Source organism: Pararhizobium sp. DWP1-1-3, from assembly GCF_049896125.1.
Classification (GTDB): Bacteria; Pseudomonadota; Alphaproteobacteria; order Rhizobiales; family Rhizobiaceae; genus Pararhizobium.
In genome coordinates this window covers 1-24,062 of the sequence record NZ_JAFCTR010000006.1, presented here as the reverse complement: position 1 = coordinate 24,062, position 24,062 = coordinate 1, and the positions used below count along the sequence as shown (strand labels likewise).

Genomic DNA, 24,062 nt, shown 5'->3' with positions numbered 1-24,062 from the left:
GGTCAGCCGAGCGCCAGTTCGGTCTGCGCGTCGAATAGATGCAGCGCATCCTCGTCGAAGCCGAAAGCGTGCTTCATGCCGACCGTAAGCTTGGTGCGCGGCGGCAGGCAAGCGGTGACCCGCTGGCCGCTGACGCGGCCCGTCACCACCAGTTCCGGGCCGGTCAGTTCGACAACCTCGATCTCGACGTCGAGCACCGGGCTCTCGGACACGTCCCCTGTCAGCTGAAGCGCTTCCGGGCGCACGCCGAGCTTGACCCGCCGTCCCAATGGTGCTGCATTCTTGAGCCGGGCCGGCAGGGCGATGATGGCACCCGATCCGTCCAGATGCACGCCTTCGCTTGTGACCACGCCATCCAGCACATTCATCGGCGGCGAGCCGACGAAACCGGCGACATAAAGCGTTGCCGGATGGTCATAGACCTCCTCCGGCGTGCCGAGCTGCTCGATCCGGCCGTTGCGCATCACCGCGATCCGCGTCGCCAGCGTCATCGCCTCGATCTGGTCGTGGGTAACGTAGACAATCGTGGTGCCGAGCATCTGGTGCAGCCGTTTCAGCTCGGTGCGCGTCTCCATCCGCAGCTTGGCGTCGAGATTGGACAGTGGTTCGTCGAACAAAAAGACCTGCGGCTTGCGCACCAGCGCCCGGCCGATCGCCACGCGCTGACGCTGGCCGCCGGAAAGCTGGCCGGGCTTGCGGTCCAGCAAATTCTCGATCTGCAGCAGCTTGGCGGTTTCCTGCACTGCCTTCTCCCGCTCTGCCGCAGGCACCTTGCGCATCTCCAGCCCGAAGCCGATGTTGCGGTGAACGGAGAGGTTCGGATAAAGCGCATAGGACTGGAACACCATGGCGATGTCGCGGTCCTTCGGATGCACCCCAAGGATCGAGCGGCCACCGATCCGGATATCGCCACCCGATGCGTCGGCAAGGCCGGCGATGATGTTGAGCAAGGTCGACTTGCCGCAACCCGACGACCCAAGCAGCACCAGGAACTCGCCGCTTTCCAGCGAGATGTCGATGCCCTTCAGGGTCTCGAGGGCGCCATAGGTCTTGCGGATATTCTCGATTTCGAGCGCGCTCATGATGCGGTCTCTCCGGTAGCAGTCGCCAAAGGGCCACCATAGTTGCGGGGAAGCGTGGAAATTGCGCGCGAGGCGACAGTTGTTCCAGCCTGCAAACAATCCGCAAGCGGCTTGCCGTCTGCCAGCGCCGCCAGAAACGCCGCATTGAAGACATCACCGGCGCCGATTGTATCGACAACCGCAACGCTCGGTGCCGTCACGGACACCAGCGCGCCATCGGCACCGATCGCCAACGCCCCATCCGGACCCCGCTTGACGACGACGATCGCATTCGCCGGCATATGACGCTTGAGTTCACGGGCGGCCTCAATGGGGTCGTCAAGGCCGGACAGTGTTGTCGATTCCACCGCGTTCAACAGCGCGCAGCCACAGCGCGACAGCCAGCCGCGCGTCGCCTGCCGGTTTTTCTCCGTCCAGCCATCGAGCGGCCAGCCGGTATCAAGCGCCAGCGTAATGTTATGCGTGTCGGCCCAATCGAATAGAGAGGGGTAATCCGTGGTCAGATCGTCGGTGAGGAACGAGCCGCAGAGCAGCGCGAAGCCACCGGACAGCCGGACACCGTCGAGAGTTGCGAACACGCAATCGAGCGAAAACCGCGGCAGATGTCCGCGCGTTGTGAAAAACGTCCGCTCGCCGTCGGGATGGGTGATGCCGACCGAGAGCGTCGTTCCCTCCGGGCGGATCGGCCATTTCTCCGCCTGGCGGCCAAAGGCCTCGCGCAGCCAGCGGCCGAATTCGTCGGTACCGGTATTGGCGGCGATATCGAAATCGACCCCGAGCGCCTTCCAGGCAAGAGCTGCATTGCCAGCCGAGCCGCCGACCCGCAATTCGTCGTGATCGACGATGATCTCCGTTCCGGCCTTCGGCCAGGGCTCCGCTGGCCCGAGGATCAGGTCGACATTGACGTTTCCGATCACGGCAAGCGGACGCATGTCATTCGCTCCGGGTAATCTTGGTGGAACGCACCGGCGTTCCGGCATTGTCGACGCGGGCTTCGGCAAAGGCGATCATGAAGCGCTGGGCCACCGGCAGCATCGCGAAGATTGCCGCAAGCCCCGTTGCCGGTGCGAAGCTGAGTGTCGTCGCCCCCTCCACCGGCGGCTGACCGGACGCATCGAACATGATGACCGGAGCCCCCGTCTCCACCGCCGACACAGCCATCGCCGTCACCAGATCGGCGGTCGCATCATTGCCGCGCAACAGCACGACGCCGACCTTCGGGCCGAGCATTTCCATCGGGCCATGCCGAAGCTGTCCGCCCTCCAGCGAAAAACAGGGATAGCGCGACAGCTCGGTCAGCCCCAATGCCAGCGCTTCCGCCAGCCCCTGCAGACGGCGGCCCGACGTGACCACGGTTGCGACATTTTCAAAAGCGGCAAGCGCTGCGATGATATCGTTGGTGGCGGGCGCCGCAAGCACGGCCAGCGCCGGTGCCGGATTTTCCCCGAGCGCCGAGAGCACCGCCAAATGCAGCGCGAAACTGACCGTCAGGCTGCGCGTCGCGGCAAAGGCGAGTTCCGTGCCGCCCGCGCCAACGAGGCAAGGCGCGGCTCCAGCCAGAAAGGATGTGCCTTCCAACGTCAGACCGAAGGTATCCTCCGATCCACCGGTTTCCGAAAACCAGCGCAGAACTTCAGCACTCTCGCCCGATTGCGAGGTAATCAAAACAGTACGGCCTTCGATCGCAAGCGGCATACCCAGCTGTTCGGAGAGGGTGACGGCAATCGCTTCGATGCCAAGCGCCCGGTAAAGCGGCTCGACAGCCCGGTTGACGGCATGCGACCCTCCCATGCCGAGCAAAAGCAGGCCGCCGGTTTCGCGCAACGATTTTGCGATCGCCTTGGCTCTGTCGTCTGCGCTCTCGAAGGACGCGATGGCATCAGCATTCTGCCTTGCCATTTCGCGATCGATCGCCTGAAGCCCGATCGGGCGGTCATCGTTTGAGGTCATGTTCATCCCTTGACGCCGCCGCTGGTGAGCCCGGAAATCAGGGCGCGTTGCATGACAAGACCGATCACCACGGGCGGCAGGGCGGCCAGCACGCCCGCAGTTGCGATCAGTCCGTAATCGGAAACGCGGCCACCGGCGAGATCTGCGATGGCAACGGTCAGCGTTTTGGCGCGCAGGTCCGAGGTGAACAGCAGCGCGTAGAAGAATTCATCCCAGGCGAGCAGGAAGGCAAATAGCGCCGACGTCGCCATGACAGGGGCCGCCAGCGGCAAGGTGATGATCCGCAGGGTGGCAAACAACCCCGCCCCATCCATCATCGCCGCCGCCTCGATCTCCTTCGGAATGGCATCGAAGCCGGATTTCATCAGCCAGGTGGTAAATGGCGCAAGGATGGTCAGATAGACCAGCGCCAGACCGAAAACGCTGTTGAGCAGGCCGAGATGCGCAAGCCCGAAATAAAGCGGCACCGCCAGCGCCACCGGCGGCAGCATATAGGTGGCGATCACCATATAGAGCGACCAGCCGACCGACGGCGTCCGCGACACCGCCCAGGCGGCCGGAATGGCAAGCGCCAGCGCCGCAAAGGTCGCCATGCCGGAAACCAGGATACTGTTCACCAGCGACGCGACGAAGGCAGCCCCGGCACTGTTTTCGACGCTGGACAGCAATATTCCATAGCGCGAAAAATCCACCGTCTGCGGCCACCAGACAAGCGGCTTGGCCGTGAGATCGCCAGCCGGCGAGATGCTCATGATGAACAGCCAGACGACCGGCGCAAGGATGATGACCGCCAGCAAAAGCGCGCAGGCATGGAGGAAGACGGAAAATAGAAAACTCTTGCGCTCCATTATGCCGTGCTCCCCGCAGTTCGCCGGACAAGCACGGCATAGGCCGCCGCCAGAACCGCCACCAGGAGCGTGACGATCAGCGCCAGCGAGGCACCGGAGCCTGCCCGCTGGAAGGAAAACGCCTCCTGATAGACGAGGATCGACAGCGTGCGCGTGCTGTTGGCGGGTCCGCCGCGGGTCATCACCCAGATGATGTCGAACACCTTGAAGGCCTCGATGGTTCGAAGCACCAGCGCCACGATCAGCGGTCCGGCGAGATAGGGCAGGATGACGAAGCGGAAACGGGCAAACGGCCCAGCGCCATCGACCAGCGAAGCGGCGGTGATATCGCGCGGCACGGCCTGCAGGGCGGCGAGCGCGATCAACGCCACCAGCGGAAAGTTCTTCCAGCAATCGGCGATGATCAGCGACGTAAGCGCCGTGCCCGGTTCGCCCAGCCAGGAACGGTAGGCATCCAGCATGCCGATCTGCATCAAGGCAGCGTTCAGCGCGCCATATTCCGGATTGTAGATCAGCCGCCAGAGCGTGGCATTGACCACGGTCGGCAATGCCCAGGGCAGGATCATCAAAGCGCGCAGCACGGTGCGGCCGTAAAATTGCTGATTGAGCAGAAGGGCCGCCAGAACACCGAGAACCATTTCGGCAAAGACCGAGACGACTGCAAAGATCGTTGTCGTCGTCAGCGTGCGCTGGAAATTTGCGCTGGTCAGCATCTTCACGTAATTGTCGACGCCGACGAAATTGCCGGCCGTGCCGACCAGCTTGGCATCGGTGAAGGAAAGCCCGACCGTATCGGCGAGCGGCCAGCCGATGACGGCGATCATGACGGCGAGCAGCGGCAGCATCAGCAGCCATGCACGTGTGGTCATCGATGTCCCGGACATGGGGCAACTCTTCCTGAAAAAATCATGGGATACAAGGGGCGATCAAGGGGTCCGGGCGGCAGGGAGGGTGCCGCCCGGAGATCGGTGGATGCGAGACGAAGGGCGGACCCGGCGTCTTAGAGACCGCTATTCTCGGCGGCGGTCTTCAGGGCATCCTCCGGACTTGTCTGGCCAAGCAGCGCTTCCTGGATGGCTTGCTGCAACGCGACGGAAAGCTCCTGGTACTTCGGCGTCGTCGGGCGCGGATACATGGCAGCCAGCGACAGCTTGGCAGCGGCGATCAGTTCCTCCTGATCCTTGCTGACGGCCGCGTCTTCATAAGACGATGCCCAGATCGGCAGGCTGAGCTTGGCATACTGGTTCTGCACGGCCTGCGAGGTCATGAAGGTGACGTATTTCCAGGCCTCGTCCGGATGTTTGCTGGTGGCAGTGATCCCAAGGCCCATCGAGCCGTTGACGGCCGAAACCTCGCTCTTGCCGGAAACGCCCGGCGCCGGAACGACGCCGACCTTACCGGCAACCTTGCTGTCCTTGCCGGCATTGGCGAGATTGTACATGTAGGTCCAGTTCAGCGCGAAAGCGGCTTCGCCGTTCTCGAATACCTTACGGACGTCCTCCTCCAAAAACTCCTTGGAATTCGGGTTGGAGATGCCGGAGGAATAGCTCGACACCATGTATTTCAGCGCATCGAGGCCGCCACCGGTCTGGAAGTCGGGCTTGCCATCCTTCAGGAAATCGCCGCCATAGGCGCTGACCAGCGTGGTATAGTCGCAGATAGCCGCTTCCGCCTGCGACCAGCTCCAGGCGATCGGGGTGGCGAGAAGGCCCTTGTCCTTGATGGTCTTGGCCTGTTCGGCCAGTTCGTCCCAGGTCTTCGGCGGCGTCTTGATGCCGGCTTTTTCGAGGATTTCCTTGTTGTAGAACAGGTATTTCGTATCGAGAATCCACGGCATGCCGTAATAGGCGCCGTCATATTGAACCGTCGTCCAGGCACCGGGCAGCACGTTCTTCTTCATGTCGTCGGTGACGCGCGAGGACACGTCGACCAGAACCTTGTTGCTGGCATATTCGGCCGGCCAGATCACGTCGAACAGCACGACATCGTAGCCGCCGCCCGACCCTTGCGCCAACACGGTCTTGTCGTGCAGGCCTTCGTAAGGCACGAATTCCAGATTGACCTTGACGTCCGGATTGGCCTTGGCGAAGGCGTCGGTCATGGCCCGGACATCGGCTTCGCTATAGGCGGCCTGCGCCATGAACAACGCATTGAGCGTCGTTTCGGCATAGGCGTTTGTTGCAAAAAAGGCGCCGACCAGCGCGGCCCCCATCAGCGCATTGCGTTTGGCTTTCAGCATGTTCTTCTCTCCAGTGATAACAACAGTCGTCTCGTCGGCGCGCGAAAACACCCGCCTTTCCGCCAAACCGCTTGAAAGCGGTCTACGGCATGCCTTGTCGAAGTGTTGCGCGGCCACTAGGACTGGTCCCGTGCCGCCGTTTGTTCCCTAAAAGCTCTGCGGCTTCTTTATTAAGTCAATTGCGTTGACTTAAGTCTTGTTGAATAATCTAATGGTGTCAAGAGGATTTCGCGGGATGAATGAGATGCGACCGATCCGGGCCAAAAGCGGCACCAATCAGGAGGGCACCAGCGCCCACAACCGCCGTGTGATGATCGATGCGCTGCGGCTGAACGGGCAATTGTCGCGCGCCGATCTTGCCCGCGCAACGAAGCTGACCAAGCAGACCGTGTCCAACATCATCGAGGATCTGGAACGGGACGGACTGGTGGTATCGCTCACCGCCGTGCGCAACGGCCGTGGCCAGCCCTCGACCCCCTACCGGCTGGTGCCGGACGGCGCCTTTGCCATCGGCCTGCAGATCGACCGGCACGTGACACGGGCGATCGCGGTGGATCTCGTCGGCACCGTTCTGGTGCGCGCCCACGCCAACCTGCCGCCGGGCGGCCCGGCCACCGGCGCCAAGGTCATTCTCGACCTGATCGAACAGGTCCGCACCGAACTTGCCGGCAGTGCGGAACAGGCAGAGAAGCGGCTCGTCGGTCTCGGCGTCGCCATGCCGGGTCCGTTTGGCCTTGCGACCGACAATGACGATCAGTGGATGATGGCCGCCTGGCAGAATTTTCCGCTGCTCGAAACGCTGGCCGCCGGCACCGGATTGGAAGTGGCGTTGCAGAACGACGCCGCCGCCTGCGCCACCGCCGAGCGCATGGTGGGTGCCGCCCACGGCCTCGATCACGCCGTCTGCCTCTATGTCGGCTACGGTATCGGCGCTGGCCTCATTCTGAATGGTGAACTCTATGCCGGCACCAACGGCAATGCCGGTGAAATCGGCATGGTGCTTTTACCCCCCACACTGCGGCGTCCGGACCAGACGTCGCTTGAACACCGCGCGTCGCTTGCCTCGCTCTACCAGCATCTCGGCGCCGACCCGTCCGATCCCGGCCTGCCGGAACGGCTGACCATGCTGGTCAATACCGGCGATCCGGCTTTGGCCTCATGGATCGATGCCGCCGCCGAAGAATTGCGCTGGGGCGTGCAGATCATCGAGACGGTCTTCGATCCGCAGACCGTCATCCTCTGCTCCACAGGACCGGAGGCGCTGACCCGCAAGCTTCTGCAGGCCATCCACCCGCTGCTTCCATCCAACGCCAACCGCCCGGGCCGATCGATACCCCGTCTTCAACTCGGCATGACAGATCCGTGGTCCGTCGCACTGGGTGCAGCGGCTGAGCCGATCAGCCGCGCCTTCGACCCGCGCTTCTCGGCCATCCTGAAGACGCGGGCCAATGCGCTGGACTGACGTGTGATACATTAATTTCAAATCTGCCGACCTTTTCCAAGGCGTATTGCCCTAGGCAAATCCCATTATTCACTCGGAGAATTACCTGAGTAACGCTGAAGAGCCGACGGAAAAGATAATCGATATGCTCAACCTTCGTGACGCGCTTCTGCCCTCACGCGTCTACACGCGGTTCGTTCAATAGATCCTGAAGTATTTCATCCCACATCTTTGACGCTGCAAAAATCGCTTCGTCAATGCGCCATTTTCTTCCATCAAACATGATATTGACTGCATGTTTCTCCCATCCCTCGACCTGAGATTCAAAAGGCAAGTATTCTCGATATGCGGACCAGTGCTTGTCTGTAGGTCTGTGTCGAAGATCAAAATGCCGGACTCGGTTGGCGATATCTCTGCAAAGCGGCCATACCGGATAGCGATTGAGCTTTTCAGACAGTTCTGCTTTATCCATGGCACCGTCTTCGTAGAGCCATTCAAACAACGAGTGAGACCATAGAAAGTAGGCCAACGAAAAATCCATGGTTTCATGAAAATCGGATTCAGCTCGATTTCGGAGGGCATCCAGACTTCGCGTTTCCCATCTACGCATGCGCCGATAGTGGTTTCGCCACCCCCCGTTCGTGTCCGCGCTTTGCCCCTTACCAAAAACCACTCATGCCTCCCAAAATGCCAGCAATACAACCAACCTTAATGGGATGGAAACTATGCTGATGGTCAGGCCGCGCGAAAAGCCAGGACGAAGCACCCCAGTGCGCCGATCGACGACAATGTGCGCACGTGGTTCCACCGGACCCAGTCGACGAGAGTGGTCGATGTCCACAGGCGAGCAGCCTCTTCGCTGCCCGGCTGCAACGCCTCAAGCGCATTGTTCATCGGCACGTTGACGATCATCGTCACCGCGATCACGCCACCGAGAAACAGCAGCCCACCGGCAATCAGATAAAAACGCGCCGGCCCGCCTTGGACGAAGCCGCCGGCGGCGAGGACGAGCGACAGCACCGCCGTTCCCATGAAGGCGGTGAGGAACCAGGGATTGAGGATCACCACATTGATCGCCTGCATCGCGGCAATGCCCTGCTCAGCTGGCAAGCGGGCGAGCGCCGCCATGATGCAGACCGAGAAGATGAAGAACAGGCCCGCATTCAGCCCTGCCCCGATTACGGCCGAAAAGACCAGCCAGGGAAAAAGTGCGGCAATCATTTCTGGCCCTCCCAGACACCCGTTGCAGCAGCCTCACGCGCAAAATCAGCAAAACCGCGCGGCGGGCGGCCAAGCACCTGCAGGACATCATCCGTCACGCTCTCGTTGCGGCCGTCCAGCACGGTGGTGAAAAGGTATCGCACCAGCCAGATATAATCTGCCGGAATCTGCGCTTCTTCCAGCATGGCGACATAGTCGCCGATATCGACCGTGGTGAAGTGGATATCGCGTCCGGTCTGCCGGGCGATCTCCGCCACTGCCTCGCCGAATGTCATCAACTGCGCCCCCGTCACCTCATAGGTTTTTCCGGCATGTCCCGGTCCCGTCAAAGCCGCAACCGCAACATCGGCGATATCATCGGCATCGATGAACGGTTCCCTGACATTGCCGACCGGCAGAACCAGTTCACCCGCCTGAATGCCGTCAAGCAGGAAAGCCTCGCTGAAATTCTGAAAGAACCAGCTGGCACGGATGATGGTGTAGCCAATACCGGACTGTTTCAATGCCTCTTCCGCCGCCAGGGCTTCGTCTTCTCCACGTCCCGAAAGCAGGACCAGATGCCGGACGCCCTTTTTGAGCGCAAGCCGGGACAAAGCACCAATCGCCTCGACGGCACCCGGCACGGCCAGATCCGGCTGGTAGCTGACATAGGCGGCATCGACCCCTTCAAACGCCGGTGCCCAGCCCGACGGATCTGTCCAGTCGAACGCAGGAACAGTCGAGCGCGACGCCAGCCGGACATCTTTGCCTGCTGCCGTCAGGCGCTCCGCCACACGGCGGCCGGTCTTGCCGCTGCCACCCAGGATCAAAATCGTTTCGTTGCTCATCGTCTCGCTCCCGCTGATCTCAACAATATGAGTGATACTCACATTTGCCAAATGTGATAAACCCTCGTATTTTGATCGTCAAGCGAAATTTCGATCAAAGAAAACCTGAAAGGACAGATCTTGGCCGTGGACCAGACAGCGCCCTCGCCGGCACAGGAGGAGGAAGGGGCGATGCGCAAATCACCGACGCAAAAGCGCAGCCGCGAGAGGGTCGAGCATATTCTGGCGAGCGCTTCCCGGCTGATTGCCGAGCGCGGCAGCGACACGATGCGGATGAGCGAAGTCGCTGAATTGAGCGGCATTTCGATCGGCTCGCTGTACCAGTATTTTCCCGACAAGGCTGCAATCATCCGCACGCTGGCCGAGCGCTACAATGCCGTCTCGCGCGCCTGCATCGCCGATGGCCTTGCCCATGTGAAGACGGTTGAAGATCTGCGTCAGGCCTTCTCCGTGCTGATCGACGAATATTACGACATCTTCCTGGCCGAGCCGGTGATCCGCGACATCTGGTCGGCGATGCAGGCAGACAAGAGCCTGCGGGAGATCGAACTGGTCGAAAGCCGGCAAAATGCAATTCTTCTCGCGACAGCGCTGAAGCGCGCCTTGCCGGATGAAGATCTCGACCGGCTCAAGGTATCGGCCTTGCTGGTGATGTATTTCGGCGAATGCGTCATGCGGCTGGCGCTCTCGACCGGCGAAACGGAAGGGCGCGCGCTGGTCGAGGCGTATAAACGCATGGCCTATCGAAGCTTCGACGACACTTCCGGTATGCCGTATAATTCCGGCCCATCAGGTTTGCCTGTGTCCCCGCCGGACTGAAGCAGCGCCGCCGCCTGCAGCCGGGTCTCCTCAAACGCCGGAAACAATCAGCTCCGCCGCCTTCTCCGCAATCATGATCACGGGGGAATTGGTATTGCCCGAGACGATCGTCGGCATGATCGACGCATCGACCACCCGCAATTTCGACAGCCCATGCACCCGCAATTGAGGATCGACCACGGCCATCGCATCGCTGCCCATCTTGCAGGTGCCGACCGGATGAAAAATCGTCGTGGCGATATCGCCGACGCGGCGGATCAACTCCTCGTCGCTCTGGTATTCCGTGCCGGGTAGCATCTCCTGCGGCCTGTATTTGGCAATCGCACCGGTCTCCATCAGACGCCGGGCGTGGCGGATCGAATTGGTCGCAACGATCCGGTCCCCGGCAGTGGAAAGATAGTTCGGCCGAATGTCCGGGGCAGCGGAAAGCTCCGGCCCCGCAACATGCACCGTCCCCCGGCTTTCCGGCCGCAGGTTGCAGACGGAAACGGTGACGGCCGGATATTTATGCAGCGGCTCGCCGAGCCGGTCGGTACTCAGGGGCTGCACATGATATTCGAGGTCGGCCGTCGCCAAGGCGGGATCGCTCTTGGCGAAGATGCCGAGCTGGCTCGGCGCCATCGACAGCGGCCCGGACCGGCGCAGCATGTATTCGAGCCCCATGCCTGCCCGGGTGAACAGGTTGTGATAGAGCTGGTTCAGCGTCTTGGCGCCCTCGATGCGAAACACCGTGCGGATCTGCAGATGGTCCTGCAGATTTTCGCCGACACCCGCAAGTTCATGGGTTGGTTCGATTCCGGCACGGGACAACACATCCGGACGGCCGACCCCGGAAAGCTCCAGGATTTTCGGCGAGTTGATTGCTCCTGCCGACAGCACGACCTCCCGGTTGGCGTGGGCGACATGGGTCTGTCCGTTCAGCTGGAACCGCACGCCGGTCACCATCCTGCCGTCGAATTCCAGCCGCTCGGTTTCGGCCCCGGTCAGCACGCGCAGATTGGCCCGCTTCATCGCCGGGCGCAGGAAGGCCTTGGTGGTATTCCAGCGCAGGCCGCCGCGCTGGTTGACCTCGAAATAACCCGAGCCCTCATTGTCGCCATCGTTGAAATCGTCGGTTTTCGGAATGCCGAGTTCTTCGGCAGCATCGCGAAACGCATCGAGGATCGGCCATGACAGCCGCTGTTTTTCCACCCGCCATTCGCCGCCTGCCCCGTGCACCCGCGATTTGCCGCGATAATTATCCTCGGATTTGAGGAAATAGGGCAGCACGTCATCCCAGCCCCAGCCGGAATTGCCCGCCTGCCGCCAGCCGTCGTAATCCGCTGCCTGACCGCGCATATAGATCATGCCGTTGATCGACGAGCAGCCGCCGAGCACCTTTCCACGCGGATAAGGCAACGACCGGCCGTTCAATCCGGCTTCGGCTGCGGTCTTCATCATCCAGTCGGTGCGCGGATTGCCCATGCAGTAGAGATAACCGATCGGCACATGCACCCAATGATACCGGTCGCTGCCGCCGGCCTCGAGCAAGAGCACGCGGTTCTTCGGATCGGCGGAAAGCCGGTTGGCCAGAACACATCCCGCCGATCCCGCACCAACGACGATGAAATCGTAGCGCCCCGCATCGATCGCTGCATCATTCACACGCATGGTCACGCCGCCACTCCAGCACCAACAGGCTGCACCGCCGCCAGACGCCGCCAGAGCGGCGCCATCGCTTCGGCAATATCCGTAAAGAGAGCGTAGCGCCTGATATAATGCGCCTCAAGCGAGACGTTCGGACGATAATGCCGCTCGGTCTGCACCATGGCCGCCGCACCCGCTTCAAAATCCGCAAAGATGCCGACGCCGGTTCCGGCGGCAATCGCCGCCCCCAGGGCACCGGTTTCCCGCGAACGGGCAACGGTCACGGGAACGCCGAGCACATCGGCAAAGATCTGCGGCCAGATCAGGCTGCGAGACCCACCGCCGGAGAGAACTGCTTCGTTGAACACCGCACCCGCCTTGCGGATCGTCTCGATATGATGGCGATGGCCGAAGGCAACACCCTCAAGCAGCGCGCTAACCAGATGCCCCTTGGTGTGCCAGCCGGCAATGCCGTAGAACCCGGCGCGTGCGTGGCCATCCTGCTGGGCGCCGTAGAGATAGGGATGGTAGAGCGGATCGTCTGCCGATGGCTCGACTGCGCCTGCCAGCGCGCAAGCCGCATCGAAGGGCGAAACGTCTTCCCCATGCTCGCCCTCAAAGAACTCCCTGACCAGCCATTCAAGATTGGCGGCCGAAGTGGCGCTGTTTTCCATCGCCATGTAGCGGCTGCGATCGAAAGTCGAGGACATGAACACCGGCCCATCGAGGTCGGGACCGTCGATGATCACCTGGTTGATGCTCCAGGTACCGGCAATGATCGAGGCGCTGCCGGTGCGCGTAACGCCCGAGCCAAGGGCCGAAGCGACGACATCGAACAACCCGCCGACCACCGGCGTGCCGGCGGCAAGCCCGGTTTGCTTGGCAACCTCTTCGGTGACCGTACCGGCAATATCAGCGCTTTCGATCAGCGGCGGCAAGAGATCCATGCAATCACCAAGGCCATAGGCCTCCATCAGCGCCTTGTCATAACGGCGCTCCGCAAGATCGAGCAGCCCGGCGCCGGACATGTCCGACACCTCGCTGACACGCTCGCCGGTCAGGCGGTTGACGATGAAATCCTTGGAAAAGAATACCGTTCCGATCCGGCTGAACTGCTCCGGCCGGTGGCGCTTCAGCCATGCAAGCAGTGTCGGGGTCTGCGATGGCCACGGACGCTGGCGGGCAATCGGATAGGTCCGGTCGCCGACGCCAGATTCGCGCCATTCGTCAACCAGCCCGGCCGCCCGCGTATCGATCGACTGGATGCCGAGCAGCGGGGCACCATCGCGATCGAGCGCATAGAGGCCGTTGCCATGCCCGGCGCAACCGATCGCGGCAATCTCGTCCGGCTGGATCTTTGCCTTTTCGATACAAGCACGGATAACCTGCCGTGCATTGGTCCAAAGCTCGTCCAGACCACGCTCGACATGCCCTGGGCTCGGCATGCGGCTATGCCCCTCTTCGGCCGCAGCCGCGATTTCGTTGCCCGCCCGGTCGAAAATCACCGCCTTGATGACCGTGTTTCCGGCATCCAGCCCCAAAAGATATTGCTTCATTCCAAACCCCTCCCAAGGTTCTGACAGAGTTTTGCGCGATTCCGGCCGAAAACACAGACCTGACTTCCTCTTCTCCCCAGCGGGGAGAAGGTGGCCAGCAGGGCCGGATGAGGGCGCGACAGGCTCTGAACTCGCCGCCCCCTCATCGCCGCGCATACGCGCGGCACTTCTCCCCGGTGGGGAGAAGAAAAACGCGCCGCAATCAACCCTGCTGATAGACCGCAAAAGCCTCTTCGCCGCTGGCATTCTTATGGATGATCGCCATCAGCCCGCGCACCACGGCACTCGGATTGGCGTGCTGATAGATGTTGCGCCCATAGACCATGCCCATTGCGCCCTGCCGCATCAAGGCAGCAGATTTGTCAAACACCGCACGCAGATCTTCCTTACCGCCGCCACGTACCAGAACCGGGCAGCGGGCTGCCTCGACGACGCGATGGAAATCCTCCGCATTGTCGGTCGGGTCGGCCTTGACGATATCGGCGCCCATCTCGCGCGCCAACCGCGTCAAGGTGACGATCTTGTCGGCATCGCCATCGACCATGTAACCGCCCTTTTCGGTGACCGGCTTCATCACCAAAGGCTCTATCATCAGCGGCATGCCATATTTGTCGCAATCCGCCCGCACGCGGGAAATGTTCTGCACGCATTGGCGAAACAGGTCCGGCTCATCCGGCAGCATGAACAGGTTGACGACGACGCAGGCCGCATCCATCTCAAGCGCTCCGATCAGCGGCTCGGCTTCGTTCTGCAGCACCGCCCACATGTCGCGGTGGCGGATGCGGTTATAGGGATTGCCCATGTCGATGCGCATGACCAGCGCCGGCTTGTCCTTGCCTGGCACGTCCTGCAACAGGTCCGCCTGGCCGTAATTCATCTGGATCGCGTCGGGTGCCGCAGACACCAGCGCCTTGACCACCGCCTGAATGTCTTCCAATCCGTTGAGGAAGGATGGCTCGTTGCAGACGCCGTGATCGATCGCCACGTCGAGGCAGCGGCCGTTGCCGAACAGCCGGTTCATCCGGACTTTGCTGTTGTGTCGCATTGTGTACTCCTTGGTTCGTTCCTTGCGGAAAGCATGTCTTCATCGACGCCGTGGCGTCCGTTGAGAAGGGTGAGAAACCGGTCGCGCTCGCTGGCGCGCTGCGCTGGTGTCCAGCGCTTTTCCTGCGCCAAAAGATCAAGCACAGCGTCCATCATGTCGAGTGAAAGCTCGCCCGAGACAGCCAACGTCGTGCGCCGCAAAAGCAGATCGTCGAGATGTTCGACGGCTTCATCGCGGATCAGAAACAGCAATTCGCGCACCGAGTAACCGGCATGGGGCAGTGCCGTATCCGGGCCTGCGGCGATAAAACCGGCGACGGCCTCGGCATCGGTACCGTACCGGCGAAACAGCTCAGCCATACGCTCGCCGGAAATGCCCTTGGCTGTTGCGACGCTCGCAAGCCAGACCGGTGCGTTGGCAGGAAATGCCCGCCCGCCGCCAATTGGCCGGTCGGTTGTCGCAACACGCCGCTGCCTGCCCAATCTTTCCAGCGCCATGTCGGCCGCCATTTCCCCGAACGACCGGAACGTCGTCCACTTGCCGCCGATCATGCACAGCACCGGCGGGCCGCCATCTTTCGGCTCGACGACCGTGCAGAAATGATCGCGCGGAATGCGGCCGGTAAAGCTGTCTTTGCTGGCCGGCAATGGCCGCACGCCGGCAAACTGGAAGACGATCTCCTCGGGCCAGATCTTGATGTCCGGCAGCACGAAGGCGAGCGACTGCAGGATGTAGTCCCGCTCATCCGCCTCGCAGCGCACCGTTTCCGGATCATCGACGCGGATATCGGTGGAGCCGACAAGAACCTTGCCGAGATAGGGAAACAGGATACAGATGCGCCCGTCCTCGTTCTCGTAATAGATCATGTGATCGGCAAGGGCATCGCGCAGCGCGTCATTGTCGATGATCAGATGCGATCCCTTGGTGCCGCCCATCAGCGGTGCGGGGCGCGCACCCGGCGAAAACAGCGCTTGATTGGCGATATCGATCCAGCCGCCGGTGGCGTTGATGATCAGCGCCGGTTCGACGGAAACGGATGTGCCGCCGATCTGGTCCTCGACGCGATACCGGCCATCGTCCGTGCGCCGCAGCTTCGCATAGTTCAGTGCCGCCGCGCCGAACTTTGCTGAAAGACCATCCTGCAGCAGTTCGATGCCCAGCCGTTCCGGATGGCTGACCCAGGCGTCGAAATAGGTGGCGGAACTCTTGATGCCCGGATGCAGTGCCGGCCATTTTTCAAGCGTCGTGCGGCGGCCGCGAAACTGATGGCGCGGCATCATCGCCCTCTTGCGCGTCAGGAAATCATAGATGCTCAGGCCTGCCTTGATGGCGACCGCACCGCGGCGGCTCGGACGGCGGCTGAGGCCCAAAAACCGGACGATGCCATTGCCGAGGCCGGAAAAGATATCGAAGACAGGCACCGTCGTCGGCAAAGGCGCGACGTAATGCGGCGCGTTGCGCAACAGCCGGTCGCGCTCGACCAGCGATTCCTGCACCAGCTTGAATTCGCCGTTTTCCAGGTAGCGCAGCCCGCCATGCACCATGCGCGACAGTGCCGAACTGGCGCCGGAGCAGTAGTCGTGCTTCTCGACCAGCAGCACGCTGAGCCCTTGCAGCGCCAACTCCCGGAAGACGCTGATGCCGTTGATGCCGCCGCCGATGACACACACGTCCACCTTCGGGCTTTGGCGCAGCCCGTCCAATATCTCTTGACGTTCCATGATGGCGATCCGCTACCTGTCCATATCAGTTAGTTTCGCCGCTATGGCCGTATCGATGGCGGCAAGGTCGGCCGCATCCAGCCGGATGGTCCCGGCCCGCGCATTGTCGATTGCCTGCGCCGGATTGCGCGCCCCGCAGAGCGCAAAGGTCACCCCCGGCTGGGCCAGCGTCCACGCAATCACGGTCTGGGCGATGCTCGCGCCGTGTTTGTCCGCGACCGGCCGGATGGCATCGGCAAGCGCCGTTGCCTTCTTCCGGTTGCCGACCGAAAAGCGCGGATTGTCCTTGCGCTGGTCGTCGCCGGAAAATACCCGGTCCGGGCCGATGGCGCCGGACAACAGCCCCAGCGCCAGCGACGAATAGCTGAGCGTCGCAATGCCATTGGCTTGGGTCAGCGGCAGCAGATCCACCTCGATCTCACGGTCGATCATGCTGAACCGCTCCTGGATCGCATCGAGACCACCAACAGCAATATAGGCGTTGAGATCGTCCTTGCTGACATTGCTCGCCCCGATCGCCCGGATCTTGCCGGATGTGCGCAGATCTTCCAGCGCCCGCATCGTCTCCTCGACCGGTGTCGTCGGGTCCTGCCAATGGGTGATGTAGAGGTCGATGTAATCGGTTCCGAGCCGCGTCAGGCTTTCCTCGACCTCGTGCATGATCGCATCGCGGCCGAGATAGCGGTGGACCGGCTTGCCGTCCTGATCGAAGAAATGGCGGCCTTTTTGCGTATGCCAGACAAGGCCGCATTTGGTGGCGATCACAGCCTTGTCGCGGCGGCCAGCCAGTGCCTTGCCGACGATTTCTTCCGAGCGCCCCAGCCCGTAAGCCGGTGCCGTATCGATCAGCGTCACGCCCGCCTCAAGCGAGGCCTGGATCGCGGCGATGGACTCGTTTTCATCCGTCCCGCCCCACATCCAGCCGCCGATCGCCCAGGTTCCAAGCCCGACCGCTGAGGCGGAAACGCCGGATTTGCCGATTTCGCGTGTCAACTGTTGCCCGCTCATGCCCATTTTCCTTCGCCATTCGCCAATGCCAGTACCCGCGCACCCGTCGCCTCGTCGGTCACCAGCGTATCCAGATGATTGCCCCGCAATACGCTGAGGATCGGCCCGGCCTTGTTCGGCCCGCTCGCCACACCGATCTTGGTGGGGATCGAGGCAAATTCCGGAAGCGTCAGCGATACCAGCGACCGATTGAGGCTGTAGTCGCAAACCTGCCCCTGGTTATCGAGCAGATGCGCCAGCAATTCGCAGGATGCACCGGAACGCTCGATGGCGGCACGGTCGGTGCTCGAGGACGGATGCAGGTCGTAGTAACTCGAGTCGTCCGACAGGATCGAACCGATACCGACCACCGCGATCTTTGCCTCGCGCGCCCGTTTGAACACGTCGGCAACCGAGCGCATGTTGATCAGCATGCCGCGCTCGGCCGCACTATCGGCAAACAGTGGCGCATGGATCTGGTAGGAGCGCCCGCCGAGCCGATCGGCCATCATCGTCGAGACGTGGTTGACGTCGGTATAGTGCTTGCCCTGGACGCATCCGGTCGCTGGGATCACCTCGACATCGAAACGGCGCTGCGCCTGCAATCCGGCCACCACGGCGCTGACGCCCTTGCCGCCGGTAATGCAGATCGTATCGCCGTCCGTGATTTCCTCCAGCAACAGCCGGGCTGCCGCTTCGCCGACTGCCTGAAGGGCCGTCTGCGGATTGTCCGATACGGTCGGCACCACCACGGCGCGACTGATGCCGCCCAATGCCCGAAGCTGCTCTTCCATATCGACCAGCGGCTCGACCGGCGACTTGATCTTGATCTCGACCAGGCCCAGCTGGCGGCCGCGCTTGATCAGCCGGTTGACGGTGGCGTGCGAGATGCCGAGCTGATCGGCGATCTGCGCCTGCGTCAGGCCTTCGAGGAAATGCAGGACCAGGGCCTGGTGCATCTGCCGGGCGATGACGATTTCCTCGCGCGGCGCATTGGCGGGTTTGAGCTTGGCGATGGGCCTATTGGGCGACATATCAGGCAGCCTTCCGCTTGTGCAGGAAATGGTCGATCGAGACGGCAGCGAGCAGAATGCAGCCTTTGATCATGTCTTGCCAATAGACCGAGACATCGAGCAGGATCAGCGAGCTTGTAACCACCGAGAGCAGAGCGATACCGAGGATCGCACCGAGGATCGTACCCGAGCCGCCGTTGAGCGAGGCGCCGCCGATCACTGCAGCTGCGATGATGTTGAGTTCCATGCCGACACCGAAGGTCGGGGTCGCGGCCCCGAAGCGGGACATGTAGATGACGCCTGCTACACCCGACAATGTGGCGCAGAGCACCGTCACCCAGAATTTTACCTGGTTGGTCTTGATGCCGGAATAGAGCGCCGCCTTCTCGTTGCTGCCGGTATAGAACACTTTGCGGAAAGCGGTTGCCCGGCGCAGCAGGAAATCGAACAGCACGACGACGGCGACGAAGATCAGGATCACATAGGGGATACCATAGAACGTCCCCTGCCCGACCGCCTTGAACGACGGCGGCAAGGTAAACAGCGACAGCGGCGTGCCCTTGGTGATGATCAGGCAGATGCCGCGCACGATCACCATCGCCGCAAGTGACGTGATGAAGTGGTTGAGCCCCACCACCGTGACGAAGAAGCCCATGACGCAGCCGATCAGGCCGCTGGCAATGATGCCGATCAGCGATGCGCTCCAGGGATCGAGCCCCATCAGGAACAGCGAGCCCGACAGCACCATCGAAAAGCAGACGACCGAGCCGACCGACAGGTCGATACCGCCGACGATCAACAGGATGGTCATGCCGACGACGACGATGCCTTCCACCGAAAACGACATCAGCATGGCCCGGAAATTGCCGAGCGTCAGGAAATGCGGCGAGGCAAAGCTCATGGCGATGCAGAGCGCCAGGATGATCGCGATCAGTCCCGCCTCGCGCATCGTCCCCAGCCGTTTCCAGCCCGGCGCCCGTGCCTGATGTGCCGTTGCCAACGTAGCGTCCGCCATGACCTTGTCTCCTGCCCCTGCTTGTTCTTTATGCGGCATGCTCTGATGCCTTTGAATTATTGTGAGCGCCGACACCCGATGCCAGCCGCATGATCGCCTCTTCGGTCATCGTCTCGCCCCCGACCACACCGGCAACCGTACCCTCGCGGATCACCAGTACCCGGTCGCAGAGACCGAGAAGCTCCGGCAGTTCCGACGAGATGACGACGATGCCGATGCCGGAACGGGCGAGATCGCGTAAGAGCCGGTGGATTTCCGATTTGGCGCCGACATCGATGCCGCGCGTCGGCTCGTCCATCAGGATGACCTTGGGATTGACCGCCAGCTGCTTGGCAATCGCCACCTTCTGCTGGTTGCCGCCCGACAGCGACGAGACCGGCATGTCGATGCCGCCCATCCGCACCCCGAGCCGCCTGGTTAAATCCCGCGCACGATCCGCCTCGGCCTTCGAATTCAACAGGCCGAGCGGCCCGGTCAGCGATTTCAGATCGAGCACGGCAATGTTCTGGGCGATGGACAGCTCCAGGAAGACGCCGGACCCCTTGCGGTCCTCCGAAAGATAGACGACGCCCGCCTGTACGGCCAGCGCATAGGACCGCGCCCGCAGCCGCTGCCCATGCAGTTGCACCTCGCCTTCCCTCACCGGCCGCAATCCGCAAATGCCCTCGGCAATCTCGGTGCGGCCCGAGCCGATCAGCCCGCCGACGCCAAGAATTTCGCCTTGGCGCAATTCGAAACTGACATTGTTGAAGCGATCGCCATCACCAAGATTGCGGACGCTCAAAATGGTCTCGTCCGTCTGCTCGGCCAGCGCCTGCTTTTCCGGATAGAGCTGGGTGATCTCGCGCCCGACCATGCGGCGGACGATATCATCCGGCGTCAGATCGGCGACTTTTTCAGTCGAGACGTAACGCCCGTCACGAAACACGGTCACCCGGTCGCACAGGCTGAAAATTTCGGCCATGCGGTGGCTGATATAGATGATCGAGATGCCCTGCGCCTTCAGATCACGGATGATCCCGAACAACACCTGGGTTTCCGATTCCGTTAGTGCGGCCGTCGGCTCGTCGAAGATCAGCACGCGGCAGTCGAGCGTCAGCGCCTTGGCGATCTCGACCAGCTGCTGGCTGGAAATTGGTAGCTCAGCCACCTTCTGGCGCACGTCGATCGGCGCCAGGCGGTTCATCACACCTTGAGCCTCCCGCTCCAGCCTGCCATAGTTCATGAACGGCGAGCGGCGGCGGTTGGTGGCCGCCATAAACATGTTTTCCGCCACCGTCGCATCGGGGCAGAGCGCGATTTCCTGATGCACGAGGCCAAGTCCGAGCGATTGCGCCACGGCCGGCGAGGTCACCTTGACCGGCGCGCCATCGACGAGCACTTCACCCTCGGTCGGCTGCAACACCCCTGCAATGATATTCATCAGCGTCGACTTGCCCGCGCCGTTTTCGCCGCACAGCGCATGAACCTCGCCCTTTTCCAGACTGAAGCTCACGTCCGTCAACGCCTTCACAGCACCAAAATGCTTGCTGACATTGCGGATTTCCAGAACCGGCATCGGCGCCATGGCATGCTTCTCCCTACGTTTGCGGCGGCTGTCCGGGGCATGAAGCCCCGGACAGCCGGCACCTACAGCGCCGCGCGTCTTTCAGACGCGCAAAGGTCGCTGTACGCTTTGGCCTGCTGCATAATTTGTCCTTAAATCGATACCGATTTAAGGATTATGCAGTGGGCTTACTCCTCGATGCCCTTCGTACCACGCCGCTTCAGGTACTTGTCCCAGTAGAAGTCGTCGGCATTGTCGGCGGTGACGATCGACAGGCCGTTATCGACGAAGGGAATGCTCATCGGGTTGAAGCCGACGCGCTTGGCGTCGTTCATCGGGTCGATCAGTTCCGGGTGTTTGGCAAGCCAGAGCAGCATGAAGCCCATGTAACCCTGCATGCCCTGGTTCGGGTTGATCGAGCCAAACACTTCGCCCGCCTTGATCATGTCGAGAATGTTGGCGTTGACGTCCGCGCACATCACCAGGATCTTGCCGCCGCTTTCCTTGTTGGCCTGCGACGCGCCGATGGCCGAGTTGGCCTCCGGCATGAACACGGCCCCGAGGTTCGGATTGGCCTGGATGAGGCTCGAAAGCGCCTGATAGGCTTTGGTCGGATCCTGGTTGGAAGCAGCACGGCCGACCAGCTTCATGTCCGGATATTTTTCAGTCATGCGGGCGATGAAGGCGGCGATGCGCTTGTCATGGTTGTCCTGGCCCGGATTTTCCAAAACGGCATATTCGCCCTTGCCACCCATCTTCTCGGCGATCGCGTCGGCGGCATAGGTGCCTTCGCGGGTATTGTCCGAGGTGATGAACGAGATGCGCTTGGAAAGCGGCGCATCGGCGGCGAAAGTAACGACAGCCGTGCCCTGGTCGATCGCCCGGTTGATCGGCTCGATGAACGGGTCGGAGTTCATCGGATGGACGAGGATACCGGCTGGGTTCTGGGCCAGTGCCTGGTCGAACGTGGCGATCTGCTTGTTGACGTCATATTCCGGCGTGCCGGTATAGGCGGTCTCGCAGCCGAGCTGCTGGCCCGCCTGCTTGAACATTTCATAGACCGGGAACCAGTATTCGACGCCCGAGACCATGACGTTCATGACGTATTTTTCGCCCGGCTTGCAGCGGAACGGATTGTCCGTTTCAGCAGCGGCAGCGCCGGCGAAAAGCGTCGATGCAAGGACCGCCAATGCGGTCGAGCTTAGAAATTTGCGCAAGATTCCTCCTTGAGGCCGAAGCCCCTCCCAAATACCCGGCGGCGCCTGATCGGCGGCCCGATGATCCAATGAAGACCGGAGTTCCTCCTCGAAGTCCGGTATGGGCAGATAATCGCAACAACCGAGCAAAGTCAATATAATTCATACTATGAAATATATTTCACACATTCGGATGCCCTAGCTGTGAAGAACGCGAAATCCTGCGCGTTTGCTGCAAACACCCAACCCATTCGCCGGACCACTGCAAAACCGCCACTTCCACCGTCATCGCACGCCGTTCAGGCTGTTGTCAGCCCAAACGGCAAAGCTGATCCCATCGCAACGGCCGCTGGTGGATTTGATGCACGGATTTTGGAAGCCGGCTTTGATGGCAGGCTGCGCCGCAGCGGTGGGGCTTGGAACCTATCTGTTCGCCATTCAGGCCACCGGTAATTTTGCCGAAGTCGTGCCGGGCGCACTCTATCGTTCAAACCAGCCAACGGCCCTGAATGTGGCCGATTATGCGCAGCGCTACGGCATCAAGACCATTGTCAACCTGCGCGGAAGTGGCCAGGGGGCGGCCTGGTATAAGGATGAGGTTGCGGCAGCCCGCAGCCTCGGCATCAAGCATATCGATTTCAGGATGTCGGCCACCCAAGCCTTGACGATCGAGGAAACAAACACCCTCGTCACCCTGTTGCGCGATGCGCCGAAACCCATCCTCATCCATTGCAAATCGGGCGCCGACCGGACCGGTCTTGCCTCCGTGCTCTATCTGAACCGGATTGCCGGCGCAGACGAGGATACGGCCGAACGCCAACTGTCGATCCGCTTCGGCCATTTCAGCATTCCTTTCCTCTCGCCGACCTATGCGATGGACGCGAATTGGGAAAAACTTGAAAACCTCTACGGTCTGTCAGGCTGATGACGAATATCGTCGGGATCTACCGAAATCCAAACGCCGTTCGGTTTCTCCGCTCAGGACACCGCGCGTCAACTGAGGTGAGACGGACCCCTTGGCAAACCAGCACTGCCGACGTCCCCTGCCCCGCCGAACGTCCTTCTCGGCCATCAGCGGCATTTGTGGGGTTATGGCGTGAGCCTGTCGGGCGCTGACGGAGGGATGGGTGCGAGACGCTATGTCTGTTCGGTGGCTTGAAAGGCGATTGATCCTTTTCCGCTGCCCTTTGCCCTCCTTCGGCCTCTTCGCTTATCCTCCGAACGCAGCAAAGCCCGCCTCCGTTTCCGGATGGCGGGCTTTTTGTGTGTTTTTCGTATCGATTTGGTTGCGGGGGCAGGATTTGAACCTGCGGCCTTCAGGTTATGAGCCTGACGAGCTACCGGGCTGCTCCACCCCGCGTTATCCGTGCAAATCCCTGTGGGATTTGTCGCGTTACCAGCGTTTTGCGTTAGCAAAATCGCGTCTGTGTATCTCTGCATTCTGCGCGGCAGAATGTCGGAACCGTGCAATCCCTTTCGGGATTTGTCGCGTCACCAGCGTATTCGGCGAAGCCGAATATCGCGACAAGGAAACCGCCTTATGGCGGTTTTCGTCAATAGCGCAAACCGAAGGTTTGTCGCTTACAGGTTGGGCCGTATTTGCCTTCCCTTGTTCATTTCAGCGCAAATTCGCAGAATTTGTCGCCTTGATGTTCCGTATCAGGCAGAGGCCTTTAGCGGAACCGGCAGCCTTCGAGCGAGAAGACCGCCTTTGAACGTGTATTCCATTATCGGGCATTGTAGCGAAGCAAAAAGGCCGCTTGAGGGCGGCCTGTTTTATCGGCTGGGCCGGCGTTTGTTCGGAGAAGAGAGTGTATTTGGTATTTTTCTTGCCTTTAGCAGACCTGGCAGCGACCTACTCTCCCGCGTCTTAAGACGGAGTACCATTGGCGCAGGGGCGTTTCACGGCCGTGTTCGGAATGGGAACGGG

Annotated in this window: 21 protein-coding genes, 1 tRNA gene and 1 rRNA gene; 3 read left to right on the top strand and 20 right to left on the bottom strand. The window is 61.4% G+C overall.

Annotated features, from left to right (window positions below):
- Positions 1-2 precede the first annotated feature (2 nt).
- From ACP7BS_RS14285 to ACP7BS_RS14260, 6 genes are all read right to left on the bottom strand, one after another.
- Entirely contained in the window at positions 3-1,082 is a 1,080-nt protein-coding gene (locus tag ACP7BS_RS14285) for an ABC transporter ATP-binding protein (RefSeq protein ID WP_426238632.1), read from the bottom strand.
- Positions 1,079-2,014, bottom strand: a complete 936-nt coding sequence (locus ACP7BS_RS14280) for a PfkB family carbohydrate kinase (protein WP_426238631.1) — start codon at positions 2,012-2,014, stop codon at positions 1,079-1,081. Before ACP7BS_RS14280 ends, ACP7BS_RS14285 begins: the two co-directional genes overlap by 4 nt.
- A 1-nt stretch (position 2,015) precedes the next feature.
- Positions 2,016-3,038, bottom strand: coding sequence for an SIS domain-containing protein (locus tag ACP7BS_RS14275; RefSeq protein ID WP_426238630.1), 1,023 nt, complete (start codon positions 3,036-3,038; stop codon positions 2,016-2,018).
- On the bottom strand, positions 3,035-3,880 hold the full coding sequence (locus tag ACP7BS_RS14270; RefSeq protein WP_426238629.1) for a carbohydrate ABC transporter permease: 846 nt from the start codon (positions 3,878-3,880) through the stop codon (positions 3,035-3,037). The genes ACP7BS_RS14275 and ACP7BS_RS14270 overlap by 4 nt, the downstream gene beginning before the upstream one ends.
- Positions 3,880-4,764, bottom strand: coding sequence for a carbohydrate ABC transporter permease (locus ACP7BS_RS14265; protein WP_426238628.1), 885 nt, complete (start codon positions 4,762-4,764; stop codon positions 3,880-3,882). Before ACP7BS_RS14265 ends, ACP7BS_RS14270 begins: the two co-directional genes overlap by 1 nt.
- A 116-nt stretch (positions 4,765-4,880) precedes the next feature.
- Entirely contained in the window at positions 4,881-6,119 is a 1,239-nt protein-coding gene (locus ACP7BS_RS14260) for an extracellular solute-binding protein (protein ID WP_426238627.1), read from the bottom strand.
- Positions 6,120-6,354: 235 nt separating this feature from the next.
- Here ACP7BS_RS14260 and ACP7BS_RS14255 point away from each other — a divergent pair, with 235 nt between their 5' ends.
- Positions 6,355-7,581 (top strand): ROK family transcriptional regulator, encoded by a 1,227-nt coding sequence (locus ACP7BS_RS14255; protein WP_426238626.1) that lies wholly within the window; start codon positions 6,355-6,357, stop codon positions 7,579-7,581.
- A gap of 154 nt (positions 7,582-7,735) precedes the next feature.
- Here ACP7BS_RS14255 and ACP7BS_RS14250 read toward each other — a convergent pair whose 3' ends face one another.
- The 3 genes from ACP7BS_RS14250 to ACP7BS_RS14240 form a co-directional block, all read right to left on the bottom strand.
- On the bottom strand, positions 7,736-8,032 hold the full coding sequence (locus tag ACP7BS_RS14250; protein WP_426238625.1) for a hypothetical protein: 297 nt from the start codon (positions 8,030-8,032) through the stop codon (positions 7,736-7,738).
- Between the two features lie 263 nt (positions 8,033-8,295).
- Positions 8,296-8,778, bottom strand: coding sequence for a DUF1772 domain-containing protein (locus tag ACP7BS_RS14245; RefSeq protein WP_426238826.1), 483 nt, complete (start codon positions 8,776-8,778; stop codon positions 8,296-8,298).
- The gene (locus ACP7BS_RS14240) at positions 8,778-9,608 is read right to left on the bottom strand and encodes an NAD(P)H-binding protein (RefSeq protein ID WP_426238624.1); all 831 of its coding nucleotides are present in this window, start codon (positions 9,606-9,608) and stop codon (positions 8,778-8,780) included. The genes ACP7BS_RS14245 and ACP7BS_RS14240 overlap by 1 nt, the downstream gene beginning before the upstream one ends.
- A gap of 171 nt (positions 9,609-9,779) precedes the next feature.
- Here ACP7BS_RS14240 and ACP7BS_RS14235 point away from each other — a divergent pair, with 171 nt between their 5' ends.
- Positions 9,780-10,427, top strand: a complete 648-nt coding sequence (locus ACP7BS_RS14235) for a TetR family transcriptional regulator (protein WP_426238623.1) — start codon at positions 9,780-9,782, stop codon at positions 10,425-10,427.
- A gap of 30 nt (positions 10,428-10,457) precedes the next feature.
- Here ACP7BS_RS14235 and ACP7BS_RS14230 read toward each other — a convergent pair whose 3' ends face one another.
- The 9 genes from ACP7BS_RS14230 to ACP7BS_RS14190 form a co-directional block, all read right to left on the bottom strand.
- Complete coding sequence (locus ACP7BS_RS14230) at positions 10,458-12,077, bottom strand: GMC family oxidoreductase (protein WP_426238825.1); 1,620 nt, start codon at positions 12,075-12,077, stop codon at positions 10,458-10,460.
- Between the two features lie 2 nt (positions 12,078-12,079).
- A complete protein-coding gene (locus tag ACP7BS_RS14225; RefSeq protein WP_426238622.1) occupies positions 12,080-13,609 on the bottom strand; it encodes an FGGY-family carbohydrate kinase in 1,530 nt (509 codons plus the stop codon).
- Positions 13,610-13,811: 202 nt separating this feature from the next.
- On the bottom strand, positions 13,812-14,654 hold the full coding sequence (locus tag ACP7BS_RS14220; RefSeq protein ID WP_426238621.1) for a class I fructose-bisphosphate aldolase: 843 nt from the start codon (positions 14,652-14,654) through the stop codon (positions 13,812-13,814).
- Positions 14,627-16,375 carry an FAD-dependent oxidoreductase gene (locus ACP7BS_RS14215; RefSeq protein ID WP_426238620.1) on the bottom strand — a complete coding sequence of 583 codons (1,749 nt, stop codon included), beginning with the start codon at positions 16,373-16,375 and terminating at the stop codon, positions 14,627-14,629. Before ACP7BS_RS14215 ends, ACP7BS_RS14220 begins: the two co-directional genes overlap by 28 nt.
- 12 nt (positions 16,376-16,387) lie before the next feature.
- Positions 16,388-17,383, bottom strand: coding sequence for an aldo/keto reductase (locus ACP7BS_RS14210; RefSeq protein ID WP_426238619.1), 996 nt, complete (start codon positions 17,381-17,383; stop codon positions 16,388-16,390).
- Positions 17,380-18,396, bottom strand: coding sequence for a sugar-binding transcriptional regulator (locus ACP7BS_RS14205; protein ID WP_426238618.1), 1,017 nt, complete (start codon positions 18,394-18,396; stop codon positions 17,380-17,382). Before ACP7BS_RS14205 ends, ACP7BS_RS14210 begins: the two co-directional genes overlap by 4 nt.
- A 1-nt stretch (position 18,397) precedes the next feature.
- Complete coding sequence (locus ACP7BS_RS14200; protein WP_426238617.1) at positions 18,398-19,390, bottom strand: ABC transporter permease; 993 nt, start codon at positions 19,388-19,390, stop codon at positions 18,398-18,400.
- A gap of 28 nt (positions 19,391-19,418) precedes the next feature.
- On the bottom strand, positions 19,419-20,957 hold the full coding sequence (locus ACP7BS_RS14195) for a sugar ABC transporter ATP-binding protein (protein WP_426238616.1): 1,539 nt from the start codon (positions 20,955-20,957) through the stop codon (positions 19,419-19,421).
- A gap of 167 nt (positions 20,958-21,124) precedes the next feature.
- Positions 21,125-22,153: a substrate-binding domain-containing protein gene (locus tag ACP7BS_RS14190; protein ID WP_426238615.1), complete on the bottom strand. Its 1,029-nt coding sequence runs from the start codon at positions 22,151-22,153 to the stop codon at positions 21,125-21,127.
- 340 nt (positions 22,154-22,493) lie between these two features.
- Here ACP7BS_RS14190 and ACP7BS_RS14185 point away from each other — a divergent pair, with 340 nt between their 5' ends.
- Entirely contained in the window at positions 22,494-23,057 is a 564-nt protein-coding gene (locus tag ACP7BS_RS14185; RefSeq protein ID WP_426238614.1) for a dual specificity protein phosphatase family protein, read from the top strand.
- A 358-nt stretch (positions 23,058-23,415) separates the two neighbouring features.
- Here ACP7BS_RS14185 and ACP7BS_RS14180 read toward each other — a convergent pair.
- Positions 23,416-23,492: transfer RNA gene (locus ACP7BS_RS14180), tRNA-Met, on the bottom strand.
- Positions 23,493-23,974: 482 nt separating this feature from the next.
- Positions 23,975-24,062 (bottom strand): 5S ribosomal RNA (gene rrf, locus ACP7BS_RS14175); the annotation flags it as partial.

What these genes read in the sequence shown, in the direction of transcription:
- ACP7BS_RS14285 (WP_426238632.1), bottom strand. Translation starts at nt 1,082, where the DNA reads ATGAGCGCGCTCGAAATCGAGAATATCCGCAAGACCTATGGCGCCCTC.
- ACP7BS_RS14280 (WP_426238631.1), bottom strand. Translation starts at nt 2,014, where the DNA reads ATGCGTCCGCTTGCCGTGATCGGAAACGTCAATGTCGACCTGATCCTC.
- ACP7BS_RS14275 (WP_426238630.1), bottom strand. Translation starts at nt 3,038, where the DNA reads ATGAACATGACCTCAAACGATGACCGCCCGATCGGGCTTCAGGCGATC.
- ACP7BS_RS14270 (WP_426238629.1), bottom strand. Translation starts at nt 3,880, where the DNA reads ATGGAGCGCAAGAGTTTTCTATTTTCCGTCTTCCTCCATGCCTGCGCG.
- ACP7BS_RS14265 (WP_426238628.1), bottom strand. Translation starts at nt 4,764, where the DNA reads ATGTCCGGGACATCGATGACCACACGTGCATGGCTGCTGATGCTGCCG.
- ACP7BS_RS14260 (WP_426238627.1), bottom strand. Translation starts at nt 6,119, where the DNA reads ATGCTGAAAGCCAAACGCAATGCGCTGATGGGGGCCGCGCTGGTCGGC.
- ACP7BS_RS14255 (WP_426238626.1), top strand. Translation starts at nt 6,355, where the DNA reads ATGAATGAGATGCGACCGATCCGGGCCAAAAGCGGCACCAATCAGGAG.
- ACP7BS_RS14250 (WP_426238625.1), bottom strand. Translation starts at nt 8,032, where the DNA reads ATGGATAAAGCAGAACTGTCTGAAAAGCTCAATCGCTATCCGGTATGG.
- ACP7BS_RS14240 (WP_426238624.1), bottom strand. Translation starts at nt 9,608, where the DNA reads ATGAGCAACGAAACGATTTTGATCCTGGGTGGCAGCGGCAAGACCGGC.
- ACP7BS_RS14235 (WP_426238623.1), top strand. Translation starts at nt 9,780, where the DNA reads ATGCGCAAATCACCGACGCAAAAGCGCAGCCGCGAGAGGGTCGAGCAT.
- ACP7BS_RS14230 (WP_426238825.1), bottom strand. Translation starts at nt 12,077, where the DNA reads ATGCGTGTGAATGATGCAGCGATCGATGCGGGGCGCTACGATTTCATC.
- ACP7BS_RS14225 (WP_426238622.1), bottom strand. Translation starts at nt 13,609, where the DNA reads ATGAAGCAATATCTTTTGGGGCTGGATGCCGGAAACACGGTCATCAAG.
- ACP7BS_RS14220 (WP_426238621.1), bottom strand. Translation starts at nt 14,654, where the DNA reads ATGCGACACAACAGCAAAGTCCGGATGAACCGGCTGTTCGGCAACGGC.
- ACP7BS_RS14215 (WP_426238620.1), bottom strand. Translation starts at nt 16,375, where the DNA reads ATGGAACGTCAAGAGATATTGGACGGGCTGCGCCAAAGCCCGAAGGTG.
- ACP7BS_RS14210 (WP_426238619.1), bottom strand. Translation starts at nt 17,383, where the DNA reads ATGAGCGGGCAACAGTTGACACGCGAAATCGGCAAATCCGGCGTTTCC.
- ACP7BS_RS14205 (WP_426238618.1), bottom strand. Translation starts at nt 18,396, where the DNA reads ATGTCGCCCAATAGGCCCATCGCCAAGCTCAAACCCGCCAATGCGCCG.
- ACP7BS_RS14200 (WP_426238617.1), bottom strand. Translation starts at nt 19,390, where the DNA reads ATGGCGGACGCTACGTTGGCAACGGCACATCAGGCACGGGCGCCGGGC.
- ACP7BS_RS14195 (WP_426238616.1), bottom strand. Translation starts at nt 20,957, where the DNA reads ATGGCGCCGATGCCGGTTCTGGAAATCCGCAATGTCAGCAAGCATTTT.
- ACP7BS_RS14185 (WP_426238614.1), top strand. Translation starts at nt 22,494, where the DNA reads ATGCACGGATTTTGGAAGCCGGCTTTGATGGCAGGCTGCGCCGCAGCG.